At 54.9% G+C, this 22,608-nt stretch carries 21 protein-coding genes and 2 pseudogenes; 5 read left to right on the top strand and 18 right to left on the bottom strand.

Annotated features, from left to right (window positions below; translation table 11 throughout):
- Positions 1-53: 53 nt before the first annotated feature.
- From rlmC to nfsA, 9 genes are all read right to left on the bottom strand, one after another.
- On the bottom strand, positions 54-1,184 hold the full coding sequence (rlmC, locus tag B3511_RS06115) for a 23S rRNA (uracil(747)-C(5))-methyltransferase RlmC (protein WP_286777758.1): 1,131 nt from the start codon (positions 1,182-1,184) through the stop codon (positions 54-56).
- Between the two features lie 40 nt (positions 1,185-1,224).
- On the bottom strand, positions 1,225-1,713 hold the full coding sequence (locus tag B3511_RS06110) for a YbjO family protein (protein ID WP_040076391.1): 489 nt from the start codon (positions 1,711-1,713) through the stop codon (positions 1,225-1,227).
- 57 nt (positions 1,714-1,770) lie between these two features.
- The gene (gene potI, locus B3511_RS06105) at positions 1,771-2,616 is read right to left on the bottom strand and encodes a putrescine ABC transporter permease PotI (RefSeq protein ID WP_040076392.1); all 846 of its coding nucleotides are present in this window, start codon (positions 2,614-2,616) and stop codon (positions 1,771-1,773) included.
- Positions 2,613-3,563 carry a putrescine ABC transporter permease PotH gene (gene potH, locus B3511_RS06100; RefSeq protein WP_040076393.1) on the bottom strand — a complete coding sequence of 317 codons (951 nt, stop codon included), beginning with the start codon at positions 3,561-3,563 and terminating at the stop codon, positions 2,613-2,615. Before potH ends, potI begins: the two co-directional genes overlap by 4 nt.
- Before the next feature lie 9 nt (positions 3,564-3,572).
- Positions 3,573-4,706 carry a putrescine ABC transporter ATP-binding subunit PotG gene (potG, locus tag B3511_RS06095; RefSeq protein ID WP_286777757.1) on the bottom strand — a complete coding sequence of 378 codons (1,134 nt, stop codon included), beginning with the start codon at positions 4,704-4,706 and terminating at the stop codon, positions 3,573-3,575.
- Positions 4,707-4,800: 94 nt separating this feature from the next.
- Positions 4,801-5,913, bottom strand: a complete 1,113-nt coding sequence (gene potF, locus B3511_RS06090; protein ID WP_040076395.1) for a spermidine/putrescine ABC transporter substrate-binding protein PotF — start codon at positions 5,911-5,913, stop codon at positions 4,801-4,803.
- A 346-nt stretch (positions 5,914-6,259) separates the two neighbouring features.
- Complete coding sequence (locus B3511_RS06085) at positions 6,260-6,736, bottom strand: YbjN domain-containing protein (RefSeq protein WP_040076396.1); 477 nt, start codon at positions 6,734-6,736, stop codon at positions 6,260-6,262.
- Positions 6,737-6,797: 61 nt separating this feature from the next.
- The gene (rimK, locus tag B3511_RS06080) at positions 6,798-7,700 is read right to left on the bottom strand and encodes a 30S ribosomal protein S6--L-glutamate ligase (protein WP_046886878.1); all 903 of its coding nucleotides are present in this window, start codon (positions 7,698-7,700) and stop codon (positions 6,798-6,800) included.
- A gap of 72 nt (positions 7,701-7,772) precedes the next feature.
- Entirely contained in the window at positions 7,773-8,495 is a 723-nt protein-coding gene (nfsA, locus tag B3511_RS06075; RefSeq protein WP_286777756.1) for an oxygen-insensitive NADPH nitroreductase, read from the bottom strand.
- A 183-nt stretch (positions 8,496-8,678) separates the two neighbouring features.
- Between nfsA and B3511_RS06070 the strand changes: the two genes are divergently transcribed.
- Entirely contained in the window at positions 8,679-8,948 is a 270-nt protein-coding gene (locus B3511_RS06070) for a GrxA family glutaredoxin (RefSeq protein WP_040076399.1), read from the top strand.
- A gap of 13 nt (positions 8,949-8,961) precedes the next feature.
- Here B3511_RS06070 and B3511_RS06065 read toward each other — a convergent pair whose 3' ends face one another.
- The gene (locus tag B3511_RS06065; protein WP_286777755.1) at positions 8,962-9,351 is read right to left on the bottom strand and encodes an inner membrane protein YbjM; all 390 of its coding nucleotides are present in this window, start codon (positions 9,349-9,351) and stop codon (positions 8,962-8,964) included.
- Between the two features lie 278 nt (positions 9,352-9,629).
- On the opposite strand from B3511_RS06065, the gene B3511_RS06060 reads away from it, so the two are divergent.
- The gene (locus tag B3511_RS06060; protein WP_040076401.1) at positions 9,630-11,315 is read left to right on the top strand and encodes an aspartate:alanine antiporter; all 1,686 of its coding nucleotides are present in this window, start codon (positions 9,630-9,632) and stop codon (positions 11,313-11,315) included.
- Positions 11,316-11,706: 391 nt separating this feature from the next.
- Positions 11,707-12,499 (top strand): annotated as a pseudogene (locus B3511_RS06055) (phage portal protein); the annotation flags it as partial.
- Between the two features lie 64 nt (positions 12,500-12,563).
- Here the strand turns inward: B3511_RS06055 and B3511_RS06050 are convergent.
- The 3 genes and pseudogenes from B3511_RS06050 to B3511_RS06035 all read right to left on the bottom strand — a co-directional run.
- Entirely contained in the window at positions 12,564-13,265 is a 702-nt protein-coding gene (locus tag B3511_RS06050) for a hypothetical protein (RefSeq protein ID WP_286777754.1), read from the bottom strand.
- 1 nt (position 13,266) lies between these two features.
- Entirely contained in the window at positions 13,267-14,082 is an 816-nt protein-coding gene (locus B3511_RS06045) for a hypothetical protein (RefSeq protein ID WP_286777753.1), read from the bottom strand.
- 602 nt (positions 14,083-14,684) lie between these two features.
- Positions 14,685-15,456: pseudogene (locus B3511_RS06035) on the bottom strand (replication endonuclease); the annotation flags it as partial.
- A gap of 318 nt (positions 15,457-15,774) precedes the next feature.
- Between B3511_RS06035 and B3511_RS06030 the strand changes: the two are divergent.
- Positions 15,775-16,347 carry a GIY-YIG nuclease family protein gene (locus B3511_RS06030; RefSeq protein ID WP_286777751.1) on the top strand — a complete coding sequence of 191 codons (573 nt, stop codon included), beginning with the start codon at positions 15,775-15,777 and terminating at the stop codon, positions 16,345-16,347.
- Between the two features lie 159 nt (positions 16,348-16,506).
- A complete protein-coding gene (locus B3511_RS06025) occupies positions 16,507-17,055 on the top strand; it encodes a sterol desaturase family protein (protein WP_286777750.1) in 549 nt (182 codons plus the stop codon).
- Here B3511_RS06025 and crtB read toward each other — a convergent pair.
- From crtB to B3511_RS06000, 5 genes are read right to left on the bottom strand one after another with little or no spacing between them, the layout of a single operon-like run.
- A complete protein-coding gene (gene crtB / locus B3511_RS06020; protein WP_286777749.1) occupies positions 16,982-17,920 on the bottom strand; it encodes a 15-cis-phytoene synthase CrtB in 939 nt (312 codons plus the stop codon). The two genes, B3511_RS06025 and crtB, sit on opposite strands and share 74 nt — an antisense overlap.
- Entirely contained in the window at positions 17,917-19,395 is a 1,479-nt protein-coding gene (locus tag B3511_RS06015) for a phytoene desaturase (RefSeq protein ID WP_286777748.1), read from the bottom strand. Before B3511_RS06015 ends, crtB begins: the two co-directional genes overlap by 4 nt.
- Complete coding sequence (gene crtY / locus B3511_RS06010; RefSeq protein WP_286777747.1) at positions 19,388-20,566, bottom strand: lycopene beta-cyclase CrtY; 1,179 nt, start codon at positions 20,564-20,566, stop codon at positions 19,388-19,390. The genes B3511_RS06015 and crtY overlap by 8 nt, the downstream gene beginning before the upstream one ends.
- Complete coding sequence (gene fni / locus B3511_RS06005; protein ID WP_286777746.1) at positions 20,563-21,594, bottom strand: type 2 isopentenyl-diphosphate Delta-isomerase; 1,032 nt, start codon at positions 21,592-21,594, stop codon at positions 20,563-20,565. Before fni ends, crtY begins: the two co-directional genes overlap by 4 nt.
- Positions 21,591-22,505 (bottom strand): polyprenyl synthetase family protein, encoded by a 915-nt coding sequence (locus B3511_RS06000; protein WP_040076409.1) that lies wholly within the window; start codon positions 22,503-22,505, stop codon positions 21,591-21,593. The genes fni and B3511_RS06000 overlap by 4 nt, the downstream gene beginning before the upstream one ends.
- Between the last annotated feature and the right edge of the window lie 103 nt (positions 22,506-22,608).

The following is a 22,608-nucleotide window of genomic DNA, read 5'->3' as shown; positions in this document are numbered from 1 at the left end:
CTGGTACCATTCAAGCTTACCCGTTTCCGGCGGCGGAAGAGTTCACATTTTGTTTAAACTTTACGTACCAGCAGGGTCAGCACTTCGTAGTGGGCGGTATGGGGGAACATATCGAAAAGCTGCACGCGGGCAATGGCATAGCCTGGGAGATGGTGCAGATCTTTCGCCATGCTCTGGGCGTTGCAGCTGGAATAGATGATATACGTCGGCGCCATCTGGCTGAGGTAGTCGCACAGCGCCTTGCCGATGCCGCGACGCGGCGGGTTGACCAGCACCAGCTCCGGCACGCTACCCTGCCCGGTGGCGAACTGGGTGGAGTCCAGCGCCTGAAAGTGCAGATTCTTCAGCCCCAGTTCGGCGGCGGACTGCTTCGCGCAGGCGATGGCTTCAGGGGAGATCTCAATGCCGGTCAGGGTCATGTCGGGCGTGGCGCAGTGCAGGCCAAAGCCGCCAACCCCGCAGAAGAGATCCCACATGTGATTCGCCGGTAAAGCCCGCACCCAGTCGCGGGCGGTGGCATAGAGGCTGGCCGCTACGGTGGGGTTGGTCTGGAAGAAACTCTGCGGGCGGATCCAGAGCGGCACGCCGTTGAAGGTTTCGGCCAGCGCCTGGGACTCGGTGAGGAAGATCTCCTCCTCCCCTTCCAGAATCGCCATATGCACCGGCTGTATGTTGGCGGTAATGACCTTCAGCTGCGGTAACTGCGCCTGCAGCCACGGCAGAGCCGCACGCAGTTGCTCCAGCTTGCTGACGGAGCGCAAAACAAAGCGCAGCATCATGCCGCCGTCTTGCTGGCTTTCGGTCAATAACAGGTATTTTAACTCACCCCGTTTGCGCGCCACGTTGTAGGGGGTAAGCCCGGCGCGGGCGATAAAGGGCTTCAATGCGGCGAACACCGGCGCAAAGGAGGCAGGATAAAGCGGGCAGTCGGTCAGATCTTCCGGGGTGCCATCGCGATGCAGCATCCCCAGCAGCGGTTTCTCTACGCTGCCGCTGACCACCATTTTGGCTTTATTACGGAAACCCTGTTCAGGACCGCTGACGGGTGCGCACCACGCTTCGACGGGCAACCCTGTCAGCAAGGTCTGCAGATCGGCCATTTTAGCGGAAAGTTGTTGCGAGACCGGCTGTTCAATCCACTGACAGGAGCGACAGCGGCCGGCGTCATAGAGTGCGCACTGCATACAGAAACCTTAATACGTCTGGGGGCAGCGATTATACACGTTATTGCAGACGGAAAAACCGTCGGCTGGCGGCGGGCACAAACAGCAGCAGCAGCACCAGCATGTCCGGCAGTTTCTGCATCACCAGCGTTTTAAAGATCTCCTGCCTGGACTCCCCCGGAATGCTGAACAGCTCAGGGTAACCATAGCCCAGCGAGGCCGCCCACAGGTAAAGCGTGGCAATCACCTGGGTACTGAGATAGATCAGCCGCGCCCAGTTTCGCCCCTTGACCAGCGAAAAAGCGCAGAAGATTTCGATAAAGACCAGCAACAGGCTGCCGAGGAAGATGAGCGTTAAGTTCCAGGTCTGAACGCTGCGATGGATAAAATCGCCGAGTCCCCGTAGACCCAGGGTATTAAAAATCATCAATAAATCGAGGCAGCGGATCATAATAATGGCGAGCGCCGCCACCTGCACCAGGGCAGGAACGTTAAGGCGGGCGTGTGAATGGCTTGATTTGCTTATCAGTCCCAACGTGGTGTCTTCCATGAAACGGCGCCGCGTTGTCGCGGCACCCGTTAAGCTTGTTGGCTGATTTTAGGAGCTTCAGCCGCGTCTTGCACGCTGGATATCACGTACACGCTGTTTTTCAGACCTTGCCATCAACAGCCAGGCGATCAGGCCAACAATACCTACCACGCCCAGAATCAGCGTCGCCAGGGCGTTGATCTCCGGGTTCACCCCCATACGCACGCTGGAGAAGACCAGCATCGGCAAGGTCGTGGCGCCCGGGCCCGATACGAAGCTGGCGATGACCAGGTCATCCAGCGACAGGGTGAAGGCCAGCAGCCAGCCCGAGACGACGGCGGGCATGATCATCGGCAAGGTAATCACAAAAAAGACCTTCAGCGGGGTCGCGCCGAGATCCATCGCCGCCTCTTCGATGGAGTGATCCAGTTCGCGCAGGCGCGATGAGATCACCACCGCCACATAGGCGGTGCAGAAGGTGACATGCGCCAGCCAGATGGTGAGCATACCGCGATCCGAAGGCCAGCCAATGGCATGCCCCATGGCCACAAACAGCAGCAGCAGCGACAGGCCGGTAATCACGTCAGGCATTACCAGCGGGGCGGTGATCATAAAGGCAAAGCCGTTAGCCCCGCGGAAACGGCCAAAGCGCACCATCACCACCGCCGCAATGGTGCCGAGAATGGCCGCCATCGTCGCCGCACAGGCGGCAATCGTCAGGCTCAACCCCACCGCGCTCATCATGGCGTCGTCATGGAACAGTTCGCTATACCAGCGCGTCGACCAGCCCGCCCACACCGTCACCAGCTTCGAGCTGTTGAAAGAGTAGATGACCAGCATCAGCATCGGCGCATATAAAAAGGTAAAGCCGATGATGAGGATCAGGATGCGCCACGGCGAGCGCACGACCGGTAAGTTGTTCATCCGTGGTCTCCCATCTGTTTCTGCTGATGTTTGTGGAACCACATGATCGGCACGATCAGCAGCAGTAACATCACAATCGCTACCGCAGAGGCCACCGGCCAGTCGCGGTTATTGAAGAACTCCTGCCACAGCACGCGGCCAATCATGATGCTGTCCGGCCCGCCGAGCAGTTCCGGGATCACGAACTCTCCCACGGCCGGGATAAAGACCAGCATCGAGCCGGCAATGATCCCCCCTTTGGTGAGCGGCACGATGATGCTGAAGAAGGTCTTCAGCGGACGGGCGCCGAGGTCCAGCGAGGCTTCCACCAGCGAGTAATCAATGCGCGTCAGGGCGGTATAGATAGGCAGCACCATAAACGGCAGATAGGCATACACCACCCCGATATAGACCGCGAGATTGGTATGCAGGATCACCAGCGGCTGGTCGATGACCCCAAGCCACATCAGGAAGTTATTCAGTACCCCGTTGTTCTTCAGGATCCCCATCCAGGCGTACACGCGGATCAGGAAAGAGGTCCACGAGGGCAAGATGACCAGCAGCAGCAGGATATTGCGCGTCGAGGGCTTGCTGTGCGCCACTGCCCAGGCCAGCGGATACCCCAGCAGTAAACAGCAGAGGGTGGATACCCCGGCAATCTGCAGCGATTGCAGATAGGCCTCGAAATAGAGGGGATCGTCCGTCAGCTGCAGGTAGTTGGCGATATTCAGGGTGATCGAGAGCTGATCGTCTGCCCACTCCATCAGATCGGTATAGGGCGGGATCGCCCGCGCCATCTCGGCGAGGCTGATCTTAAAGACGATCAGGAAAGGGAGTAAAAACAGTAGAACCAGCCATAGATAAGGCAGCGCGATCACCAACTTGCGCCCGTGCGCCATCTGCAGGCGCGTCAGCCAGCGGGTCCCGCCCGCAGCGCGCGCGGGCATCGGTGAGTCAATTTTACTCATGGCCACTCCTTATACCGTCAGCACAACGCAGCTGTCGGCATCCCAGCAGAGGCGAACTTCATCGCCCCAGGTCGGGAGGCCTTTCCGGTAACGGTGTTCGTTTTGCAGCTGGGCGCTGATCATCTGTCCGCTCTTCAGGCGCACGTGATAGATCGACAGATCGCCGAGATAGGCAATATGTACCACCTCACCCACGGCAAAGTTGTAGCCATCGGCGGGGACGTCATCGCAGAGCATGATTTTTTCCGGGCGCAGGGCCACGTAAACCGGCACGTTATCCATGACCGAGGCATCCGGGTCGACCTTCAGCGGGTGGACCAGCCCGGGCGAGTCAATCACCAGCCCGTCTTCTTCGCGGGTTTTCAGTAGCCCCTCGAAGACGTTAACCGAGCCGATAAATTCGGCGCTGTAGCGGGTTGTCGGGTGTTCGTAAATCTCTTCCGGCTCGCCAATCTGCACGAACTTGCCGCGATTCATGATGGCGATACGCCCGGCCATGGTCATCGCCTCTTCCTGGTCGTGGGTCACCATAACGCAGGTGGCTCCCACACGTTCGAGGATATCCACCACCTCCAGCTGCATGCGATCGCGCAGCTTTTTATCCAGCGCGCCCATGGGTTCATCCAGCAGCAGCAGCTTGGGGCGTTTTGCCAGGCTACGGGCCAGCGCAACACGCTGGCGTTGCCCACCCGAAAGCTGATGCGGCTTACGTTTCGCAAACTCCTGCATGTGTACCAGGCTGAGCATCTCCGCGACGCGGCTGGCGATTTCCGCTTTCGGCAGCTTGTCCTGCTTCAGGCCGAAGGCGATGTTCTGCTCTACGGTCATATGCGGGAACAGTGCGTAAGACTGGAACATCATATTGATTGGACGCTGATAAGGCGGCACCTGAGAGAGGTCTACCCCGTCGAGCATAATCTGCCCGGCGGTGGGTTGCTCAAAGCCCGCCAGCATTCGCAACAGCGTCGACTTGCCGCAGCCCGACGCACCAAGCAGCGCAAAAATTTCGCCTTTATAGATAGTGAGGCTGACGTCATCCACGGCGTGCTGGCCGTCGAAAGATTTGGTCAGATTACGGATTTCCAGCAGCGGGGTCAGCGCTTTACGGGTTTTCGCCTGTGGGCGGGGGGTCGCGTCGTTCACGGGGTGCTCTCCGGCATAAACTAAAACAGTGCCACTGCACTAACAACGTGCAGTGGCCGGGCAGCTACGGGCTGCCCGGCAAGGACGTCAGACGTTATTTACCGCTTTTCACTTTCGTCCACGCACGGGTACGTACGCGGTCGATTTTCGGTTCCTGCACTTTCAGGGTGAAGAGCTTGGCAAAGACATCTGCCGGCGGATAGATAGCCGGATTGTCACGCACTTCCGCGCTGATCATCGGTACCGAGGCCTTGTTGCCGTTGGCATAGAAGACATGATCGCTAATGTGGGCAATCACTTCTGGCCGCATCAGGTAATTGAGGAACTGATAGGCTTCGTCTTTATTTTTCGCGTCGGCAGGCATCGCAAAGACGTCAAAGAAGGCCAGCGCCCCCTCTTTCGGAATGAAGTAAGAGACATTCACGCCGTTTTTCGCCTCTTTCGCGCGGTTAGCCGCCTGCCAGACGTCGCCCGCCCAGCCGACTGCCACGCAGATATCGCCGTTCGCCAGGTCGTTAATGTACTGTGAGGAGTGGAAGTAGCGAATATTTGGACGCAGCTTCAGCAGCAGGTCAGTCGCCGCACCGGTGTAGTCGTCCGCTTTGCTACTGTTTGGATCTTTGCCCAGGTAGTTAAGCACGGTGGCAAAAATCTCTTCTGGTGCATCGAGGAATGAGACGCCGCAACTTTTCAGCTTTTCGAGGTTCTCTGGCTTCAGGACCAGATCCCAACTGTTGAGAGGCACATCTTTGCCAAGCACCGCTTTTACTTTATCCACGTTGTAGCCAATACCGGTGGTAGCCCAGAGATACGGGAAGGCGTATTTATTCTCCGGATCGTGTTTTGCGACCAGTTTCAGCACTTCAGGATCGAGGTTTTTCCAGTTCGGCAGCTTGCTTTTATCCAGCGGCTGAAAGACACCCGCGCTAAGCTGACGCTCCAGGAAGCTGGCAGACGGTACCACCAGGTCGAAGCCGGTGCTGCCCGCCATCAGTTTGCCTTCCAGCACTTCGTTGGAGTCGAAAACGTCGTAAACCACTTTGATACCGGTCTCTTTCTCAAAATTCGCGACGGTGTCCGGCGCGATATAGTCAGACCAGTTATAAACATGCAGCGTTTTCTGTTCCGCGGCGAGCGTACCGGCGGAGATCGCCATCAAGGCCCCCGCAACCAGACCCGATAACCATTTTTTATTTAAGGCGGTCATAGCTTTATTCCTTCCAGGAGTTCATTAAAACGAACTTAAAATGTGCATTCTCACTTATGCAAGAATCATGCATATTTTGTCGCTCTGCCGGGATCAGAAGAAAAAACTCTGGTGGCAGGTTTGCTCACAGTAAAAAAAGCTTCGCAAGAATAAATGTAGTTCGTTCCTGCGGCTATAGCCCAGATTAAAAAACGCCTTTTATCAATTTTTCGCGCTGTAAATGTCTATGTGGTAAGCCAAAAGAGTCATTACGAAGTGATTAACGCTATCAATGAGGGGAAAAAGCAGCAGAAAAAATGGCGTTACGCAGCCACGCTGGTGGCGGCTGCGTATTACTCAGGCGAGGTTAGTGCAGAAAATGGGAGGATGAATCGTTATTCTCTGGATCTTCTTCCGCGTTATAGAGCAGGTGGTGTGCGCTGGCTTCCATCATCACCATCGAAATTTGCTCTTCGCTCTGGCGTAAGAACCCAGCGAACTGCTGATAGGTCACACCGGCCCCCACGCATAAAGACTGGCACACGACCAGCTTTGGCAGGTTATCGTCCTGAATGTCGAGGAAGGCTTTCACCGTCAACGAGCTGGCGTTAATGGCCGAGAGATCGGATGCCAGCGCCAGCAGTGCAGAGGGTTTGACCTCGGCGAGGGCAGAAAACAGCACCACATCGTTAATCAGATCGAGCTTGGCATCAAACACGCCATCAAAATTCTGCATGTGGGGAATGTGTAATGCCTGACAGGTATCGCATTCAAAAAAGCTGATGCCCATATCGTCGAGCCATTGACGTAGCGTATCCAACGTGGGTACGACGAGAGTTTCCATAAAGGTTGAGCCTCTTAACTGTAATTCGCATAGCTTACGCAATATGTGCGCGGCAATCTATTTATCCGCCCGTTTTCAGGCAGAAGCCAGGCGTTGCCTGACGTTCGATCCAGGCGATCATTTTACCGGCAATATCCACGCCGGTGGTTTTTTCGATCCCCTCAAGGCCTGGCGATGCGTTCACTTCCATCACCAGCGGACCGCGGTTGGCGCGGAGAATATCCACCCCCGCAATATCAAGCCCCAGCGTATGGGCGGCTTTCAACGCGATCTCCCGCTCGCGCAGGGTGATATTGGCTACCCTGGCGACGCCACCCCGATGCAGATTAGAGCGAAAATCGCCCTCTTTGGCCTGGCGTTCAATGGCGGCCACCACTTCATCACCCACCACCAGGCAGCGGATATCGCGGCCTTTGGCCTCTTCGATATACTCCTGCACCAGGATGTGGGCATTCAGGCCGCGAAAGGCGTCGATAACGCTCTCTGCGGCCTGGCGGGTCTCGGCCAGCACCACGCCGATGCCCTGCGTGCCTTCAACCAGCTTCACCACCAGCGGCGCGCCGCCGACCATATCGATCAGGTCGCTGGTATCATCCGGGGAGTGGGCAATGCCCGTCACGGGCAGATCGATTCCCTGACGGGCAAGCAGCTGCAGGGACCGAAGTTTATCCCGGGCGCGGGTAATGGCGACAGACTCATTGAGCGGATAGCTACCCAGTAGCTCAAACTGACGCAGCGCGGCGGTACCGTAAAAGGTGATGGCCGAGCCAATGCGGGGGATCACCGCGTCAAAGTGCGGCAGCTGGCGCCCTTTATAGTGAATGGAGGATGCCGCCGGGCTGATATTCATATAACAGGACAGCGGATCGAGAACTTCCACCAGATGGCCGCGTTTTGCCGCCGCTTCACGCAGGCGTTTACACGAATAGAGCGTTCCATCCCGGGACAATATGGCAATTTTCACCCTGCACCTCTCAGACATGATCTGGTAAAAGCCTGCGTATCATACACGCAGGCAGGCGCAGGAAAAATGGGGTTATCGCGTTGCCCAGCCCTGTTTGTGCAAATAATCGAGGATGAACGGACGATTTTCTTTGATAATGGTGCGCTGGATATGGTCACTCCAGGTGTCGCGACGGTTATTACTGCCGCGCGTCATATAGTAGTGGGCCAGCTCGTCGTCGTACTGGGCGAGAATCGCTTTATCAACCGGCTGGTAGTGATTCTCATGCACCACCAGCGCGGCGGGCAGGCGCGGCTTCACATCCGGGTTATCTGCGGGCCAGCCCAGGCACAGGCCAAACAGCGGCAACACATGTTTGGGCAGCGCTAACAGCTCCGTTACCGCCTCGATACTGTTGCGAATGCCGCCGATGTAGACGCCACCCAGCCCAAGTGACTCCGCCGCCGTAAGCGCGTTCTGCGCCAGCATCGCCGTATCCACCACGCCTAACAGCAGTTGCTCCGCCAGACCGAGCTGCGCGTCCGGGCAGATCTGCAGATGGCGGTTAAAATCGGCGCAAAAGACCCAGAACTCCGCCGCCTGGGCCACATGTTTTTGCCCGCCCGTCAGGCCGACCAGCTGTTCACGCATCTCCGGATCGGTAACGCGGATTATTGAGGTGCACTGCAGAAAACTGGAGCTGGAGGCCCCCTGCGCCCCGGCAATGATTGCGTCGCGCTGAGCATCAGTAATGGGCTGGTCGGTAAAATGGCGAATGGAACGGTGAGCGCGTAACAGGTCAATCGTCGGGGTCATAGTGTCTCTCTTCTCCTGGCTAAAAACAGCAATGGAGCCAGTATAGGCAAAGAATCTGGCGCTGTAATTGGCGAAACATAGCCTGAAGATATCAATGCAACAGGCGAAACCTGCTTTCTATTACCGTAAGTTATCGGCAATATAGCATTATTCGCCGTCAGGCTTTCAATTCAGGAGAGAACCATGTTTGCAGTTATTTTTGGACGTCCGGGCTGCCCGTACTGTGTACGTGCTAAAGAGCTGGCAGAGAAACTGACCGCCGAGCGTGACGATTTCAACTACCGTTATGTTGATATCCACGCGGAAGGTATTACCAAAGCGGATCTGGAAAAGACCGTGGGTAAACCGGTTGAAACCGTGCCGCAAATCTTCCTCGACCAGACCCACATTGGCGGCTTTACCGATTTTGAAGCCTACGCCAAAGAGAACCTGGGCCTGTTTGCCGCTCAGTAATGTTAAAGCGCCCTCACTTTGAGGGCGTTTTTATTTTGCGGCGCGGATGGATGAGCGCCCGCCGCACAAACATAACGACCAGCGCGCCGAGAGCAAACCAGAAGACGCCGCTTAGCAACCACGCCAGCTCCTGAAAGAAGGAGCGCCCAGAGACAGTAAACAGACGCATCACCAGCAGGCAGAACGGCGCCGCCAGCGTCGCCCCCAGCAACGGCTTCACCACCTCTCCGCTGCGCGTAAGCGCACTGGCAACGGCACCGGGTATGATAAAGAACAGCAGCCCTAACTCAGGATGCCTGCCAGCAAGAAATGCCCCTTTAACATTTAATGTCAGGCAGAGACAGACTGCCATGTACAGTAAAAAACAGCGAGCAACTCCTGGCCAGTGACGTTTAATATCCAAACAACCCCCTGCCTCTCTTCATTCAAATAAATTTATCGTCCCCCGGACGCCCAATTTGATACGATATGCGGCATTCCTTGCCAAAACACGCTGCATGGTTGCCTAACCGTTGTCGGAGGCAGTGCACCGTAACGATTAAACTAATGGTCTGATATTATTGTTTGGGATATATTATGTTGCGAAAAAAGGCGTTGTTAGCCTCTCTTCTGATAGCAGAAACAGTAGCCTAAATACCCCATCTATTCAACCACTTACTGGTAAACAAGAAGTTATCCTCCGTGAATATAAACGTCGCAGATTTGTTAAACGGGAATTACATCCTGTTATTATTTGTCGTACTGGCGCTGGGTCTTTGCCTCGGGAAATTACGCCTCGGTTCAGTACAACTTGGTAATTCCATTGGCGTTTTAGTGGTCTCTTTATTATTAGGCCAACAACATTTCAGCATTAACACCGACGCCCTGAATCTCGGGTTTATGCTGTTTATTTTTTGTGTTGGCGTGGAAGCCGGACCCAACTTTTTTTCTATTTTCTTTCGCGACGGTAAGAATTATCTGATGCTCGCACTGGTCATGGTCGGCAGTGCCCTGCTGATCGCGCTGGGCTTAGGGAAGCTATTTGGCTGGGATATCGGGTTAACCGCGGGCATGCTTGCGGGTTCGATGACCTCCACGCCGGTACTGGTGGGCGCGGGGGATACGCTACGTCATCTCGGCCTGGATAATGCCCAGCTCTCTCTTGCCCTGGATCACCTCAGCCTGGGCTATGCCCTCACCTACCTGATTGGCCTGGTGAGTTTGATCGTCGGCGCCCGCTACCTGCCTAAATTACAGCATCAGGACTTACAGACCAGCGCGCAGCAGATTGCGCGTGAGCGTGGTCTGGATACGGACAGTAAACGCAAAGTTTATCTGCCAGTCATCCGCGCCTATCGCGTAGGGCCAGAGCTGGTCGCCTGGGCCGACGGTAAGAACCTGCGCGAGCTGGGCATTTATCGTCAGACCGGCTGCTATATCGAGCGTATTCGGCGTAACGGCATTCTGGCGAACCCCGATGGGGACGCGGTATTGCAGATGGGGGACGATATCGCCCTGGTCGGCTACCCGGATGCCCATGCCCGCCTTGATCCGAGCTTCCGTAACGGTAAAGAGGTGTTTGACCGCGATCTGCTGGACATGCGTATTGTGACCGAAGAGATCGTAGTGAAAAACCACAACGCCGTTGGTCGCCGTCTGTCGCAGCTTAAGCTGACCGATCACGGCTGTTTCCTGAACCGGGTGATCCGCAGCCAGATCGAGATGCCGATCGATGACAACGTGGTGCTGAACAAAGGCGATGTGTTGCAGGTGAGCGGTGACGCGCGCCGCGTTAAGACCGTGGCTGATCGCGTGGGCTTTATCTCTATTCACAGCCAGGTGACCGACCTGCTGGCGTTTTGCGCCTTCTTTATTGTTGGCCTGATGATTGGGATGATCACTTTCCAGTTCAGCAACTTTAGTTTTGGCATCGGCAATGCCGCAGGTCTGCTGTTTGCCGGGATCATGCTCGGCTTTTTACGTGCGAACCACCCGACGTTTGGCTATATCCCACAGGGTGCGCTGAATATGGTGAAAGAGTTTGGCCTGATGGTGTTTATGGCCGGCGTGGGCCTAAGCGCGGGCAGCGGCATTGGCCACAGCCTGGGGTCTGTCGGCTGGCAGATGCTCGGCGCAGGCCTTATCGTCAGTCTGGTGCCGGTAGTATTAAGCTTCCTGTTCGGCGTGTGGGTGCTGCGCATGAACCGCGCCCTGCTGTTCGGCGCGCTGATGGGGGCACGCACCTGCGCCCCGGCAATGGAAATTATCAGCGATACCGCCCGCAGCAACATTCCAGCGCTGGGCTACGCGGGCACCTATGCTATCGCTAACGTCCTGTTAACGCTGGCGGGGACCTTAATCATCATTATCTGGCCGGGACTGGGCTAACGGAAAATTTGCGTAAAGATGAAAATATTTTCGCTCTGCACAGAACTTTTCCTCCAGACGTCAGTCATAACTATTGCCACTGCTTTTCTTTGATGTCCCCAATTTGTGGAGCCCATCAACCCCGCCGTTTTGGTTCAAGGTTGATGGGTTTTTTGTTGGGTGAAATTCATGAACTTCTGAATCAACCATTTACGAAACCACATTTTCATACTTGGCGACAAAGTGGCGGCAGCGCTTTAGTGATGGCAACAAGAGGCAATAAAAATCCATCAGCGTCAGATTAATATCAGTACGCTAATTTTTTCTGCAGCCATTTCGGTCGTAATGGTGAGGCTCTGGTTTTTGTTTGCGGAACATCTAACAAACAAGCAGCATACCGATCGTGGCCTAACGTAACATTCTGAGAAACTCCTTAATCTCGCATCCGCTGCTGAGCCAGCTGGCATCTAGCCGCTTCGTACAGGACTATCTGAAGCTTGGTAACGCCTATCTGTAGAAACGCACTAACCGCCTCGGCGGTATTCTTTCACTGGAGCCGTCGCTGGCAAAATACACCCGCCGGGCTGTAGATCTGGATACCTACAGGCTTGTGCAGTACGGCATGACCACGCAGTCGTATGTGTTCATCAGTGGCAGCATTTTTCACCTGATAGATCCGGATATGAACCAAAAGATTTACGGCCTGCCGGAATACTTGTCCGCTATCCCGTCCGCCCTGCTGAACGAATCCGCCACGTTATTCCGCCGCAAGTATTACATCAACGGCAGCCACGCAGGGTTCATCATGTATATGACCGATGCGGCGCAGAACCAGGAGGACGTGAACAATATCCGCCCGGCAATGAAAAGCGCCAAAGGGCCGGGCAATTCCTCAACCTCTTTATGTACTCTCCGAACGGCAAAAAGGACGGGATTCAGATCATCCCGCTGTCAGAGGTCGCAGCAAAGGATGAGTTTCTGAATATCAAAAACGTGAACCGGGATGACATGATGGCAGCGCACCGCGTTCCGCCGCAGATGATGGGTTCATGCCGAGTAATGTTGGGGGGTTTGGGGATGTGGAGAAGGTTACAAATGTGTTTGTGCGGAATGAGTTAATTCCTCTGCAAAAAAGACTTGATGAACTTAATATATGGTTAGGTGATGCAATAATTACTTTTAGGCATTACTCTTTAGAACAATAGAATCTTTTTCAAAGATAAGAGATTACATCTCTTATCTTTGCCACAACAACCATTCAAAGTAATTTTAAATTTCAAAATGCGATTTATATTCAATCAATTCATCCTTTGCAAGAATTCCACTGGAATCTATGTAGTTAATAATATCCCATTCATAAAGACACAACGTCAAAACCATTAATCTTACCAATGGGAAATCAGTCAAATTAATCAACACTTCGTAATATTCTTTTTTTTCTTGCCCCGATAACTTTTCATCGATCAACTTAAGCAAAAGATAAAAGCGTCTCGCTGAAGAGTGAATTGATTCTGAAACGTCACATTCGCTAATATCATTAGCGATATCACTTCGTGAAAAGCCTTCATTTTTCTTAGAAAAAATAAGTTCCTCAAGATAATTTACAGCCTCACCTCCCTTAACTTCGCTCCCATCCGCTTTACTTAATCTAAATTTATCGAAGGCAGTACGTTGAGCATCAATAAGGTTATAAAATCTAGCTTCGAAATTCTTCAAGTAATCAAGATGTTCTTGACGTTTATTTTCTACAATGAGACTTGAATTAGCCTCTCTTTGTAGATTAACAGATCTTATCAAGAGCACTATTGATAAAAAGGTTAGTAAAGGGTTTACAACCCCTCCCAAGTAATCACCGAATTGCGCCCAAACTTCAGTGCTTTTAGACAAGCCTTTGCCAGTATTGAAGTTGTAGACATACGCAAGTATGACGACAACTATAAAAAACAAGCTAAAATAAATAATCTTTTTCATTCTAAGATATCTCATGAATAAAATACTTAACAACTTCGCCGCTTCCTAACTTCAAGTCATGTACTGTTAAGGTGATAAAATCCCATTTATCTTTCGATAAACCATTATTTCGATGAAGATTTTCAGTGATTTTCTTCTTAAAGTCTAAAGGAACATATCTCAATCCTTTTGCTAAACCAAAAGCTGTCGTCTGATCATCGCCTTGAACTATTAATCGGCCATTACCTGTCATTGAGTTGAATCGGGTAAAGATAACTGTAATTTGATATTCACGCTTTCCTTCTTCAGTTTCAGTAATATGCTGTGCTGTTTTAGGGGTTAGCATAGCGATTCGAGTTTTATCCCCCCTAGGTTTGTGGTTCAATTCTACATTGAAACTGCTCATAGTGGTTATTTTGTGCATATCGACCAGAGCACGCCGAAGAACTTCAAGGAGTTTATCTTCAACATTTTCCAATTCAGCAACAACTCCTAATGCACTTGCACTTAACTTATTAGGTTCAAGGAATAATGATTCTGAGATGAAATATGACATCACCTCACAAAAAACATCATTCCCCATCTTTTTTAGCTTTCTTTTAAGTACTGGATCATTAATTTCGATACAAAAATTTTGCCCATAAGAGCTTTTAAAGCTTTGTTTCAGCTGAGTTCTAATATCATTTACACTTGTTCTTCTTTCAGAAACCTCTTGTTTGAGAATTGCTTCAGCGAGTGTTGATACAACTCTTGACGTCCCAGCTAAAGTCTTCAATCCGTAGTCCATATCGACCTGATGATCATCGCTGTTAATTACAATATCAAAGTTAATATTCACAATACGTTACCTTTTATTCTATTGTTATCCTTCTCAAATTATTAGCACTATCAATGGTTAAAGTTCAAATACTTAAACCAAAATAGTGAGCTAGCGCGCGCTTGTATCCCCGCCACGCCTGCCCGCTTTGTGTAGTGGTTTTCATGCAGGTGCATGACAGGCCGGAAAGCGCGCCAGTTCTGGCGGCCCCGACCCATAGCGATCCTTTTTGGATCATGCGAATTCATGCATCATAGACATGCACTGCGTTCTCAAACCGCAGGATGCCATATGGGACGGAGTTTCCCATGGTGCGGAATCACTAATGCGTACTCTCATCCTGCCCTACTCCATATTCATTCAGCCTGGTAACCAGATCGCTTGTCAGCTCCGACAGCCACGAAATCGCAACCTTCTTGTCGCCATTGCTACAATCTGAACTGGCAACCAGCCGGGCCATAAGTTCTATCCGCAACAGTTCAAGTGATTCCATGAACAAATCGTTCACAACACCCTTCCAATATTACTGTTTATATATACAGCAAAACATATGTATTTTAAGCTTATATAGTTATTTACTTAGCTAACCCCTTGATTAATAGATAACCTTATTCCTGACTTTTTCAGTACCATTGACGCCATTTGTCATCCTCCTGTCGGCGCTGGTTCCGGTAGAACAGGCGCAGCCCGGCTCCAGATGGCAGGCTGCCGCCACGCAGAAGCAGATCCACTACCGTTTCAATGGCGTCAAAGCCTCTGGACCCGCAACTCCGCATCGAGCTGTAGCCGTTGGTGTTCCGTAATTTCCTGTTTGTAGTCTTTTCGGCGCTTCGGTTTAACCAACCGCAGCCTTGCCGTCAGCTCGCGCAGCTCCTTTTGGCTCATGTTTTCGAAGTCCGGCAGCGCTGCAGGTTCTTCGCTGCCCGGTAGTTCGCCCCTGTCTGGTACACCTTTTCAACAGGGTACAGTTATTGCCACGAGTCCAAGGGTCGCGTGCGCCCTGATCGGCTGTCGCCTCCTGAACGTCAACGGCCTTACGAACCATTTTCCACTTCATCGCGTGCGTGCAGATCCGGCCCTCAACAATCGGGGACCAGATGCCATAGATACCGATGCCATGATCGCCGTAGATGTAAGGCTCGCCGTTAAGCTCTTGAGCTGCTCAATTAAGGTGATGTTTGGGAGGAACTAGAAGGCCGCCCTGCTTCATGAGGTTAGTGGAAAAGCAGCCCGCATCAGTGGCAGCCAGCACGACATCCAGTCGCGTATTTATTAGAACCAGCGCACCTGCTTTTTTATCACGCTGCGCTCTGCCAGCTGGCGCAACTCACGGTATGCGTGGCGGCCCGGAATGCCTAAGAAACGAAACAGCTGAACGCGGTGAAGGGATGCCCAGCGTTGAAACTTGCCAACGAACTGGTTCCTGAATCTTTCCCTAATACACGCTGACAGATGGCCTGATGATCGGCTGATGCGCTAACCCATACTGTCCCTCCCTGCTGACAAAAATATGTCGACCCTTTCAATCCATCCCGTTGGATACGTTTCTTCCAGGTATCAACGTGCTGTGTCGTGATGTTTAAACTCATACCAATCTTCACGCGAATCAAACAACATCAATCGATAATTCTGTAAAATATCAGGAATCAATCAGCACGGAGAATATCAGTGTTACCTTTATATCCTGATAAAACGTTCAGCAGAACGGAAGTTATGAGCCGACCGACGCCCGTTCCCGCCGTTAATGGCGTCTATTTTTGGTGGTTTAAAGAAATTCCTCCAGCCGTACCGACTGAAGGCTGTCTTACTCACGAGGGTTACACCCTGCTCTATGTAGGAATCTCCCCAGATAAAAAAGGTAAACCTAACAGCCGTGCCAACCTCAAAACTCGCATCAAAACGCATTACAGTGGCAATGCTGAAGGTTCTACGCTCAGACGTACACTGGGTGTGCTGCTTGCGAAGGAGAGTCATTTTCCGCTCCGCCGGGTAGGATCTGGCACGAGAACAACATTTACTCACCTGGGTGAGCAGTGGCTCGATCTGTGGATGGAAGAGAATGCGAAGGTATGCTGGATACCCCACGAAGAACCCTGGGTACTGGAGGAAACGTTGATTGCCACTGTCTCTCTTCCATTGAATATCCAGGGTAATAAACACCCTTTTAAAACGGTCCTTTCTGCAATGCGCAGCAGAGCAATGGCAGAGGCAAAGCTGATGGAGATCGCTGATGAAACAGGTTTTAGCCGGAGCAAAGTAGCCAAGGCCGTACAGCAAGTCTTATAAGTACGGGATGTCTTTCAGGGATGATTTAATGATAAATCCCGCTGCCGGGAACGATCGCTTTTTGTTGCCCAAAATCCCCCAACAAATCTCTCCTCTCCCCCTCCACTCCCGCAATTAGGTGTTACGCTTAATCACCAGGACTTATAAACAGGAGCAAGCATGCTCGCGCTTTACAACACTTTGATCGTACTCCTGACCGTTGCCGCCATGGAGCTCGTCGCGGCGCTTGCGCATAAGTACATCATGCACGGCTGGGGATGGGGATGGCACCTCTCTCACCACGAACCCCGCACGGGCTGGTTTGAAGTGAACGACCTCTATGCCGTCGTCTTTGCGCTGTTAGCGATTGGCTTGATTGCATGGGGAACCTGGGGGATGTGGCCGCTACAATGGATTGGCGCAGGCATGACGCTCTACGGCGCGCTGTACTTTATGGTCCATGACGGGCTGGTGCACCAGCGCTGGCCGTTCCGCTATATACCGCGCCGTGGTTATCTGAAGCGACTCTACCTGGCCCATCGTCTGCACCATGCGGTGCGGGGAAAAGAGGGCTGCGTCTCCTTTGGCTTTCTCTATGCCCCGCCGGTGGAGAAGTTGCAGGCGACCTTACGTCAGCGTAAGGCCGATGCGCAGGCTAGGCGCTCGCCAAAAGCGGACGCTGCCACAGACCAGCCGGTCGCGGCGCCTGAGAGCCGAAACGAGAAGTGAGCGCCAGGGCGGCGCCCTTCATCAACAATGCGGATTTCTCCAGGGCGTTGGTGCCCTGGCGTTTATCCCAGGCCTGCTCTCCTGCTGCGCTGACCTTTACGCCAATCTCCCGGTAAACGCCGTGGGCGGAGGCAATCGCCCACGCCGAGCGCAAAGGCAGACCGGCCAGTCCCGCCCGTGCGGACGCATAATAAGGCTCGGCCTCGGCCACCAGCTGCTGTGCCAGGCGGGCAACCTGCTGACGCTTTCCAGGGTCGGCGACCTGCTCCGGTGTAAGGCCTACCTCCGCCAGCCAGCGGGCAGGAAGATAGCAGCGGCCCACGCGGGCATCTTCAACGATATCCCGGGCAATATTCGTTAGCTGAAATGCCAGACCCAAATCACAGGCGCGATCGAGCACCGCTTCGTCGCGCACCCCCATGATCCTCGCCATCATCAACCCCACCACCCCCGCGACCCGGTAGCAATAGAGCAGCGTATCCTCGAAGGTTTCGTAGCGGGTTTCGCGCACGTCCATGGCAAAGCCCTCAAGGTGGGCCAGTGCCAGCGGCAAGGGGATATTGTGGCCCAGCGCCACCTCCTGAAAAGCGGCAAAGGCCGGCTCCGTCATCACGGCCCCTTCCCAGGCGCGGCGGGTTTCGCTTTTGAGCGTCTCCAGGCGCTGCTCCGCCGGCGTCGCTTCCGGGGTCTCGATATTGAACCCCAGCGCCTGCCCGTCTATCACATCATCGCAATGGCGACACCAGGCGTAGAGCATCAGCACGCCGCGCCGGGTGGGGGCATCGAACAGTTTCGCCGCGGTGGCAAAGCTTTTCGAGCCGACGGCGATAGTCTGGTCAGCGTGCTCCATCAGGGTGTTGTTCATCCCGAAAGCGCCTCCAGCATCAGCCCCGCGGTCGCTTTTGCCGAACCGATCACCCCTGGGATCCCCGCTCCCGGGTGGGTACCTGCGCCCACCAGATAAAGGTTCTCGATTTTGCTGTCGCAATTGTGCGGCCTGAACCACGCGCTCTGGCGCAGTATGGGCTCAATGGAGAAGGCCGATCCGAGGTGCGCGCCCAGTTGGTCACGAAAATCAAAGGGGGTAAAGATGCGATGGGTCACCAGCTGGCTACGCAGGCCCGGCATGTAGTGCTGCTCAAGATAGTCAAAGATCCTGTCGCGCAGGCGCGGCCCCTCTGTGTGCCAGTCGAGATCGGCAGTACCCAGATGGGGCACCGGCGCCAGCACGTAATAACTGCCGCAGCCGGGCGGTGCCAGGGAAGGGTCAGTCACGCAGGGGGCATGCAGATACAGCGAAAAGTCCTCTGCCAGGGTGTTTTTATTGAAAATATCATCGATCAGGGCTTTATAGCGCGGGCCAAAGCAGACGGTATGGTGCGCCAGATCGTGCTGTTTATTGAGACCAAAATAGAGCACAAACAACGAGTTGCTCATCCGCTTACGCTTCAGAGAGGCCGCACGCGCTGCGCCGGCAGGATGATGGCCGAGCAGCTTTTCGTAGGTGTGCACCACGTCGGCGTTAGACGCCACCGCCGCGGTCTGGATAGTTTCCCCGTTCTTTAGCTCAACGGCGCGGATGCGGTTGTCGTCGGCAATCAGCCGGGTCACCTCGGCGTTCAGCCTTATCTCGCCCCCAAGATCCTGATAGAGCTTCACCAGCCCCTGCACCAACGCGCCCGTGCCGCCACGGGCAAACCAGACTCCCCACTCCCGCTCCAGGGCATGAATAAGGGTATAAATTGAGGAGGTGGCGAAGGGATTCCCCCCTACCAGCAGCGAGTGGAAGGAGAATGCCTGGCGAAGCTGTTCGTTCTCAATGAAGCGGGAGACCATGCTGTACACGCTGCGCCAGGCCTGCAGGCGGGTTAACTGGGGGCCGGCCCGCAGCATATCGCGGAATGATAAAAAAGGAACGGTGCCGAGCTTCAGATACCCCTCTTTAAAGACCTCCCGCGAGTAGGCGTGAAATTTGCGGTAGCCTTCAACGTCGCGCGGATTGAAGCGCGCGATTTGCGCCTCAAGTTTGTCCTGGACGTTGTCATAATCAAATACCTCCCCCGTCTCCCAGCACAGGCGGTAGAACGGAGTGACCGGCAGCAGCTCGACGTAATCTTCCATCCGCTTTCCGGCGAGGGTAAAGAGCGCTTCAATGGCGCTGGGATCGGTAATGACCGTAGGCCCTGCGTCAAACGTAAACCCCTCTTCCTGGTAGACGTAAGCACGCCCGCCAGGCTTATCGCGCTGCTCCAGCAGCAGCGTGTCAATCCCTTGCGCCTGTAGCCGGATGGCGAGCGCTAAGCCGCCGAATCCGGCGCCGATAATAATAGTTTTAGTCATGATAAAAGGCTCGCAGCCGGGGAGTAAGTTGCAAAATGGCGAGCATCGCTTCGCCGACCGGAACAGGCGGTTTGCCTGCCAGAATTCGTGCTTTATCACCGGGCGTAAGCTGCCCGGCGTAAAAACGGCCTATCAGCCCTTCATTCAGGGCGTAAAATCGCTGCATCACCCGCCAGCGGTTATCCGCCTCTCCCGCCAGAAAAAGCATGCGGTTGAGGACGCGGAAAAAACGTTGAGCGCGCCACTGGCGCAGGGCATATCGGTGAATCAGCCGGGACAAGGCTTGTGCGTTGATATCCCTGGCGTCGGCAATGGCTTCGGCAAGGGCAACGGCGTGCGGCAGGGAGTAGCCGGTGGTGGCATGAAAAAGCCCCGCCCGCAGGCCGCTGCAGGGCTGTCCCTCACGTGCCCGCCAAAAAGCGTGAACATCGCCTGAGAGCATAATCGGCAGATGCCCCTGCTCCTCGCGCACCAGCGTCTCTAACTGCCAGCCCTGCTGGCGGGCATAGTCAGCGATATGTTGCCGCGCATCGACGCTCTCAAGCCGGGGATCATCAATATAGTGGGTGTCTTCGATCAGCAGCTCAGTGGCTGAAAAAGGGAGGGTATAGACGAAGCGATACCCGCCCTGCTGGTCGACCGTCGCATCCATCAGGATCGGGCGCGTCAGGCCGTGCGGCTTCTTGAGCCGCCACTGCTGGCCGAGAAAAGACTGGCTGCCGGTACGTAAATGGGCCTCTGGCTGATAGCCTCTGCCATCAATCGCCGCCGCGGCCTCCAGTAAGGTACCGTCCGTCAGCGTAACGCTCGTCGGCGTGAGGGAGGCGATGCTCACCCCGGTTTGCAGGCTATCGCCCAGATCCTGGCTGAGCACATCGGCAAAATGGTCTGAGGTGAGCGTGAGATAGTCGCCTGGCAGCGTACGCGTCAGCGCCGGAAAACGGACGTCGTAACCCGGCCAGCGGTAACTGACGAGCGGAGCCAGCCAGCGGTGCTGGTCAGGGGTCAGATCGTCCTGGTGAAAGGACCAGGTATGATTCCCGCCGGGGCGCGTCTGCGCTTCAAGCATCAGGACGCGAAGTTCAGGGCGACGGTGCGATAGATGCCAGGCGATCAGCCCGTTGGCCAGCCCGCCTCCCGCCAGAATCAGATCCCATTGGCGTGTTGTCATGGGGTCCCGGCTACCAGGGTGGCCTTGCGAAGCGCCGCCAGGCTGTCGCTGCCCGTACAGAAGCAGGCAACCCGAAGCTGGGCAATCATGGTTTCAAAATGGGCGATGACCGCATCGCTGGAGATCAGCGCGCTTTGCAGAACGCCAGCCGCCTGTCCGACCAGGCTGGCCCCCAGGCAGAGCGCCTTCGCCGCCTCCACGCCGTTGGCAATACCGCCCGAGGCGATGAGCGGCATCTCCGGCAGCGCCTGGTGAAGATCTTTTAAGGCCACCGCAGTAGGAATCCCCCAGTCGGTGAACGCCATGGCCACCGCACGGTCGTGCGCCGAGATGGCGCGTTCACCCTCTACGGCGGCCCAGCTGGTTCCGCCGGCACCGGCCACATCGAGCATGGCGACACCCGCCTCTGCCAGCTGCCGCGCAACCGGCACCGATAAACCATTCCCCACCTCTTTCACCACCACCGGTACCGGCAGCGCTTCTACCGTCTGCTGAATGGCATTAAGCACGCCGCACCAGTTGCGGTCACCGCCGTGCTGCAGGGCCTCCTGCAGAGGGTTGAGATGGATGATCAGTGCGTCAGCCACCAGCGTCTCTACCGCGCGCTGCGCGAAATCGCGTCCCTGAGGACCGGCAATTTGCGCCGCGCCCAGATTCGCCAGCAGGACAATATCCGGTGCCGCGTCCCGGAGGGAACGGGTCAACCCCTGGGTTGCGGGGCTTTCAAGCGCTACGCGCTGCGATCCCACCCCCATTGCCAGCCCCAGCGTCTGGGCAGCCCTGGCCAGGTTTTGATTAATCAGGGTCGCCCGCTGCGTGCCCCCGGTCATGGAGCTGATGAGCAGCGGTGCCTGCAGGGTTCGGCCAAACAGGGAGGTTGAAAGATCAACTTCGTCAAGGTGTAGCTCTGGCAGGGCGCAGTGTTCAAACCGCCAGCGTTCAAAGCCGCTGGTGCATTTCCTGACACCTGCGGCATTCCTGAGGACGATATCGAGATGATCGCTTTTCCGTTGCGACAGACTGGTCATTGACACTCCGAAAGGGAAAGGCTCTGGCTGATGTGCGACAACTGTTTATCAAACCATGCACGAATATAGCGGCGGGCGGCACTTCCGTGCTGACAGGCTGTCGCCAGGTGTTGGTCAGCGCTGTTGACATGCTCAAGCAGCCGCTGAAAAACGGTCTGGGCACCAAGGACCGCTACCAGCGTGGATTTATCCTCATCCTGATGGGGATCTTTACCGGTGGTATTGGAGCCGTCGGTAAGATCGTCAATCAGCTGAAATGCTTGCCCCAGATCGCGGGCAAAAAAACGTAGCCGCTCATTAACCGCAGGCGGAGCCTGGGCCGCAATCGCCGCCAGCTGCAACGTCGCGTTAAACAGGCTGCTGGTCTTTAGCTCGTTGGTCAGCAGGATCTCATCCACATTTTGTGCCTGCCGGGCTTCGTTGAGATCGCGAAATTGCCCCTGCACCAGCCCCATATGCCCGACGGACATAGAGAGCTCGGCAATGGCGCGGGCTTTCGCCTCATGCGTGAGCGCGGGCGCGCGTGAGATAACGTTAAAGGCGTGGCTCAGGAGCGCGACCGCAGAAAGTATGGCGACGTTTTCGCCATACTGACAGTGAATGGTTGGCCGCCCACGGCGCATCTGTGCATTATCCATGCAGGGCATATCATCCAGGATAAGCGAGGCAACATGGACCATTTCGATGGCACAGGCCAGATCCAGTAGGCCCGGCTGCTCGCGTTTGCACCCCATGTCTGTGGCGGCCAACACCAGCAATAACGGACGCATCCGCTTGCCGGCTATAAGCGTTGCATCGCGCATTGCCGCATAGACCTGCCCTACCTGTTCACCGGCAGGGAGAAGCTGCTCAAGGCGTTGTTCAAACGCAGACAGAAGTATCTTTGCTTCATCTTCATGGCTGAGAGTCATAGTCGCTTTCCCGTTATTGTTATGGCGAGCTCCGCAGAAGATGGGTAAACGGATCCCGGGGAGGATGTAGAAAGCGTAGCGCATCCTTTTGCGTTTTGTTTTT

It is taken from the genome of Leclercia sp. UBA1284 (assembly GCF_002308415.1).
In the GTDB taxonomy this organism is placed as follows: Bacteria; Pseudomonadota; Gammaproteobacteria; order Enterobacterales; family Enterobacteriaceae; genus Enterobacter; species Enterobacter pneumoniae.
The sequence above is the reverse complement of the archived record's forward strand: the minus strand, read 5'-3'. Positions and strand labels throughout refer to the sequence as shown.